The organism is Muribaculum sp. (assembly GCF_029051885.1).
In the GTDB taxonomy this organism is placed as follows: Bacteria; Bacteroidota; Bacteroidia; order Bacteroidales; family Muribaculaceae; genus Muribaculum.
This window is the reverse complement of the sequence record NZ_JAIDKI010000024.1, coordinates 1-5,914: the sequence shown is the minus strand read 5'-3', so window position 1 is coordinate 5,914 and position 5,914 is coordinate 1. Positions and strand designations below refer to the sequence as shown.

The window sequence follows — 5,914 nt, the reverse complement described above, 5'->3', positions numbered from 1 at the left end:
CATACAGAATTAACGGCTGTCAACCGATTTATATTGGTCAACAGCCGTTAAGTTTATTTAAGATGCGTCTGCCGTGGCATTCTCTCACAAATTTTTGCTATCTTTGTGTAGTCGGCAGGGAGAAATCTGTTGACTGCAAGAGGCATTTAGCTTGGTTCTTTATTCTAAAATCGCCAATTTAAGAATTAATCGAAGAACTGGAAGTGAGGAATGCCCCTTTGCTGTATTCGTATATGTTGTGAGCATCCGGTATCGGCTGCTCTGTCGTCATACACGATAACGGCGTGGGGTGCGTGTATTTTCTCCGGTCCTTTCGATTAACGTGTTTGGCGATACGTAGAATAAAAGGATGCGGGCAAAATCGGGCTCCGCGCCTTTTGTATTTTACCTTAACTGCTGAACCGGGTGGAGCTCATAGGCATGACTATTGCATATGAGAGTATTATTGATGGTGGAGTTGTATCTCCGTGTGGCCGCGGGTGATTTGAAACCGGAAATCGGATATCAGCCATGAATATATACAGAATACTGCATTTCGTTGCGTCAAAAAGAGTTCCGGCATCGGTTAAACTGCTTGGGTTATGCATGATGCACCTTACCGGACGGCGTACGATTGGGATATTTATTGACCCGGTGCTTTCGTGTAATCTGCGGTGTAAGATGTGTTATTTCAGTGATGCGGATAAAAGGCGGTCGATGCACGGAGTGATGTCACGTAGTCGCCTTAATGCAGTAGCGCGTGCGCTATATTCACGGGCGTTGAAGCTACAGATAGGATGTGGTGCCGAACCTACATTATATGGCGATCTTGTCGGTATTGTAAGGCAGGGCCATGATTACGGCATCCCGTATATATCGCTTACTACCAACGGCCAGCTGATTGCCTCCGGCAATGTGTCGCTTATAGAGCTCGTGAGGGCCGGACTTGACGAGATAACCCTCTCGATACATGGGACGAGCAAGGAGATTTATGAGGAGATGATGCCAGGAGCTACATTTGAGCGCTTGTCGAGTCTTATTGATTGCATGATTGAGGCTAAGAATGAATTTCCCGGCTTCAAAATCAGAATAAATTACACTGTGAATTCATTGAATATGTATGATTTGCAGGATGATTGTTTCTGGAAGCTGTGGAGAGGCCTTGAGCTTGACATTGTACAGTTGCGTCCTGTACAGGATATGGGCCGAACAGAGTGGAGTGATTTTGATCTGTCGCCTCTGAAAGACAACTACGACTGTACTATCGGCAATCAATCTTGATAATGATACCTACGATAGTTATCACAGAAGGCGTGGTACTGTGGGAAGGCTCTTTAAAGCAGTGTGGAGCCGTAAGGAGCGTATGCGCAACGCGAGTAAGAAGCTGAATTATGATGTTAAGTGACTTTCGCAGCTGTATAAAATAAAGCCGGATACATGCACGTGATTTGTCGGTGCATGTATCCGGCTTGTTTATAATGTTGTTTTTAACGGGTGTTAAAGCATGGAGTTGAGCTTGTCGACAAGTGTGGCTTTTGACTGGGAACCGGCAAGGCGGTCAACAAGTTGACCATCTTTGAAAAAGAGGAGGGTTGGTATTGACATGATACGGAACTGCTGTGAGAGGTCAGACTCTTCGTCGACGTTGTATTTTCCGATGTTGGCTTTGTCGCCAAATTCGGCTGCAACTTCATCGATGATAGGAGACATGCGTACGCACGGACCACACCATGTGGCCCAGCAGTCAATAAGGGTAGGACGTGATGAGGCGATGTAATCGTTGACGTTTTCGTCGGTAAATTGTATTGCCATGATTTTTTATTTTTGGGGGTTAATGGTTGAGTTTCAGATTGAATACTGTCAGACGGCAGTCTATGAATGAACGATGTCGAAGTCTATGGCCATTTCTTCAAGCGTGGTAAGGGAATGCCTTGTTACCGGAATCTTAACAGCTGTTGACAACCGGATAGATCTGTTGAGTTCGGGGTCATGTATGCGCAGGTATAGCGGTGTGCGGTTGTCGGTGGATGACTTCATTATGTCGTTCAGCACTCCGTGCAGGTTTTCATTGATTTGTTCGGTATCGAGATTCAGTGTGATTCCCGACACGAGTTTGCCTTTTTGCTGCTCGAGCAAAGTGATTGATGCTATCTGGAACCGGACATCGGAATTTGCGAATCGGCGAGCATAGCGTCCGCGTATTATAATAGGAGTGCCCTTGATGCCGAATTTGCCGTAGTCGATATAGTCCTGGCCGAAGAGAGCAAACTCCGCGCTTGCGGAATAATCTTCGATTTTAAGGATTCCGAACGGTCCCTTGCGCCCCTGTTTTATCTGGTAGTCACAAACAAGTCCGGCGAGAGTCAGCTCGCGGTCTTCTACGGGACCTTCTTCGTTGAATTCTTTGAGGTTCTGGGAGCATCCGTATCTTAATTCTACAAAATATGGGTCAAGCGGGTGGCCTGACAGGTACATGCCCACGAGGTCGCGTTCGCGGTCGAGTCGCTCTATATCGTTCCAGCGTGGAGCCGGTTTTATCGGTGGTCGACCGGCTGTGTTCAATGATTCGTCGAAATCGCCGAACAGCGAATTCTCCTGGCTCCCTTTCGCGTTCTGGTAATTCTGGCCGTATCTTGCGAGAAGTTCTGCAAGAGTTTCTCCTTTGTTGTTGGCAAAGAAGAAATCCTCTCTGTTGACTTCGCTGAAGCAGTCGAATGCTCCGGAGAGTGCAAGTCCTTCGAGGGTGCGTCGGTTGAGTGCGGCCTTGTCGACGCGTTCTACGAAATCGTATATTGACTGGAATTGACCCTCCTTGTCTCGTGCTCCGATTATGGCGTTGACGACGTTGGCTCCGATGCCCTTTATTGCCGCAAGGCCGAAGCGTATGTCGCCTTTCTTGTTTACACCGAATGCACTGAACGATTCATTTACGTCAGGGCCTTTTACGTTGATGTGCATCGACTTGCACTCATCCATGAAGTTGGTGAGCTTAGTGATGTCGGTGAGGTTGCGGCTGAGCACGGCTGCCATGTATTCGGCCGGATAATTGGCCTTGAGATAGGCTGTCTGGTATGCTACCCAGGAGTAGCATGTGGCGTGGCTCTTGTTGAAAGCATAGGATGCAAATTTCTCCCAGTCGGCCCATATTTTTTCAAGTACATCAGTCTTGTGGCCGTTTGCCTGACCGCCTTCGAGGAATTTGCCTTTGAGGTGGTTCATCTTGTCGATGAGCTTCTTGCCCATGGCTTTTCGCAGGGTGTCGCTTTCGCCTCGTGTGAAGTTGGCGAGCAGTCGGGAAAGGAGCATGACCTGCTCCTGGTATACAGTCACGCCATATGTATCCTTGAGGTATTTCTCCATCACCGGAATGTCGTAGACGATTGGCTGTTTGCCATGTTTTCGGTCGATGAAGTCGGGAATATAGGCCATTGGTCCCGGGCGGTAGAGGGCGTTCATGGCGATGAGATCCTCAAATACCGAGGGCTGTAGCTCGCGGAGGTATTTCTGCATGCCGGGCGACTCAAACTGGAATGTTCCGGTGGTGCGTCCTTCGCAGTATAGCTGATAGGTCTTGGGGTCGTCAATGGGTATGGTGTCGATGTCGATTTCTATGCCGTTGGTGAGACGGATGTTGTTTACCGCTTCTTTTATGATTGACAGAGTCTTGAGGCCAAGGAAGTCCATTTTGATAAGGCCCGTCTCCTCGATGACGCAACCTTCGTATTGCGTCACAAGCAGTTTCGACCCGTCTTTATCGGTTGCGGTGCTTACCGGCACCCAGTCGGTGATTGGATCACGGCCGATGATGACTCCGCAGGCATGTACACCGGTGCCTCGCACATTGCCTTCAAGCTGGCGCGCGAATTTCAGTGTTTCGCGTATCTGTGCGCTGGGACTGTTTAGTTCGGTCTTGAATTCTTCGACATATTCATAGCAGTTTTTGAGTGTCGGCTTGAGTTCCTTACCGTTGACCTCCGGCATGTGCTTGGGAATCAGTTTTGTGAGTCGGTTGCCTTCGGCCACGGGTAGCTGCTGCACACGAGCCACATCTTTTAACGCCATTTTTGCCGCCATGGTGCCGTAGGTGATGATATGGGCTACCTTGTCGGCGCCATATTTGTCGGTAACGTATTTCAATACGTCGGCTCGGCCGTCATCGTCAAAGTCGATATCGATATCAGGGAGTGATATTCGGTCGGGGTTAAGGAAGCGTTCGAAAAGGAGGTCGTACTTCAATGGGTCGAGCTGTGTGATGCCGAGGCAGTATGCAACTGCAGAGCCGGCTGCCGAACCACGTCCGGGACCGATTGACACGCCTCTTTCGCGTCCGGCCTGTATGAAATCCTGTACGATGAGGAAGTAGCCGGGGAAGCCCATGTTTTTGATAGTCTCCAATTCGAAGTCGAGACGTTCGCACTGTTCTTTTGAAGGTGTGCCCCAGCGTCGTTTTGCTCCTTCGTATGTAAGATAACGTAGATAGTCGTCATTGTCGGTGAAGCCGTCGGGCAGGGGGAAATTGGGGAGAATAGGCTTGTGGTCAATAGAATAGGTCGATACTTTGTTGAGAATTTCCAGCGTATTTTCTATTGCCTCCGGTATGTCGGCAAATATTTCGTTCATCTCCGACTGCGATTTCAGCCATTCCTGTTTGGTATAGCGCATTCGCATGGGGTCGTCGACGGCCTTGTTGGTGCTTACGCAAATTAGGCGGTCGTGTGCGTCGGCGTCATCTTCGTTTACAAAGTGGACATCGTTGGTGGCTACAATTTTGATGTCAAATTTGCGCGCGATGCGTATTAGCTCGGGGTTTACTTCCTGCTGTCGCTCAAATACTTCGGTATTCGCCCCGGGGAGGTTGGTTTTGTGGCGCTGAATCTCGATATAGTAATCGTCGCCGAATGTGTCTTTAAACCATTTGACCTGCTTTTCGGCCTCTTCGATGTCTCCGGCTTGAATAAGGCGGGGTATTTCTCCGCCAAGGCATGCGGAGCATACAATAAGCCCTTCGTGATGCTCTGCAAGGGCTTTCTTGTCGGTTCTCGGATGGGAATAGAATCCTTCAGTCCATGCCTGCGATACTATTTTTACCAGATTGTGATAGCCTGTTTCGTTTTTTGCCAGAACTACAAGATGGCGTCCCGTATCTTTCTTGTCGACATGGGTATGCAGCGATTCTTTGGCTACATACATCTCGCACCCAAATATGGGTTTGAAAATCTTGGAGTTAAGATCTTCAATTTCTTTTTCGAGTTTTTCTATCGACTCTTGGTCGTTTCGTTCGTTAGCTTCCTCGAGCGATTTTTTTGCCTCTTTTATCTGGTCGTTTACTTTGCCATTCTTCTTTTTTACATAATTGTAAAATTCCTTTATGCCGAACATGTTGCCATGGTCGGTGATGGCTATTCCGGGCATTCCGTCGGAGATAGCCTTGTCGACTAATGCTGTGACTGACGCCTGGCCGTCGAGAACGGAATACTGAGTATGTACGTGGAGATGTATGAATGGTGACATTTATTTCTATGGAAAGTGCTCCCCAAAGTTACGAAGATTTTGGCAGATTGCGTTGAATGTTTTAGCGTCATGGATAGTTAAAATTTATGTGTAGTGTAAAAAGGGCGGCACTTAGTGGGGCGTAAAAATTAGGTTATATTTCCTGCTCTAATTTTTTTGAGATATTTTTTTCTTGATTAAGAGTGGTTGTATAGGGCGATATGACTTACTGATGGAGGGAGAAACTGAGAGAAGACCAAGCCTGAAACACATATTTTTTTTAAGATATCAAGTGTCTAAATAAATTTCAGGGGTTATTTATTTATGATTTGTTTTCGGTGTGGGGGATGGCCTATTTTGAGTAGATTATAGTACACATTATTATATAAGGGAAGTCGAAATGTAAACAAAAGTGAAAGTATAGATGTTATTTGTTTGAGGGATA

At 47.5% G+C, this 5,914-nt stretch carries 3 protein-coding genes; 1 reads left to right on the top strand and 2 read right to left on the bottom strand.

The window, feature by feature from the left end:
• Positions 1-510: 510 nt before the first annotated feature.
• Complete coding sequence (locus K2I50_RS00840) at positions 511-1,260, top strand: radical SAM protein (protein WP_301024359.1); 750 nt, start codon at positions 511-513, stop codon at positions 1,258-1,260.
• Between the two features lie 216 nt (positions 1,261-1,476).
• Here the strand turns inward: K2I50_RS00840 and trxA are convergent, their stop codons facing one another.
• Together trxA and dnaE are read right to left on the bottom strand one after the other, a co-directional pair.
• Positions 1,477-1,791 (bottom strand): thioredoxin, encoded by a 315-nt coding sequence (gene trxA, locus K2I50_RS00835; RefSeq protein ID WP_301024358.1) that lies wholly within the window; start codon positions 1,789-1,791, stop codon positions 1,477-1,479.
• Between the two features lie 60 nt (positions 1,792-1,851).
• Positions 1,852-5,490, bottom strand: coding sequence for a DNA polymerase III subunit alpha (gene dnaE / locus K2I50_RS00830; protein ID WP_301024357.1), 3,639 nt, complete (start codon positions 5,488-5,490; stop codon positions 1,852-1,854).
• Between the last annotated feature and the right edge of the window lie 424 nt (positions 5,491-5,914).

Excerpts from the sequence above, each read along its gene's own strand:
- dnaE (WP_301024357.1), bottom strand. The coding sequence starts at position 5,490 with ATGTCACCATTCATACATCTCCACGTACATACTCAGTATTCCGTTCTC.
- trxA (WP_301024358.1), bottom strand. The coding sequence starts at position 1,791 with ATGGCAATACAATTTACCGACGAAAACGTCAACGATTACATCGCCTCA.
- K2I50_RS00840 (WP_301024359.1), top strand. The coding sequence starts at position 511 with ATGAATATATACAGAATACTGCATTTCGTTGCGTCAAAAAGAGTTCCG.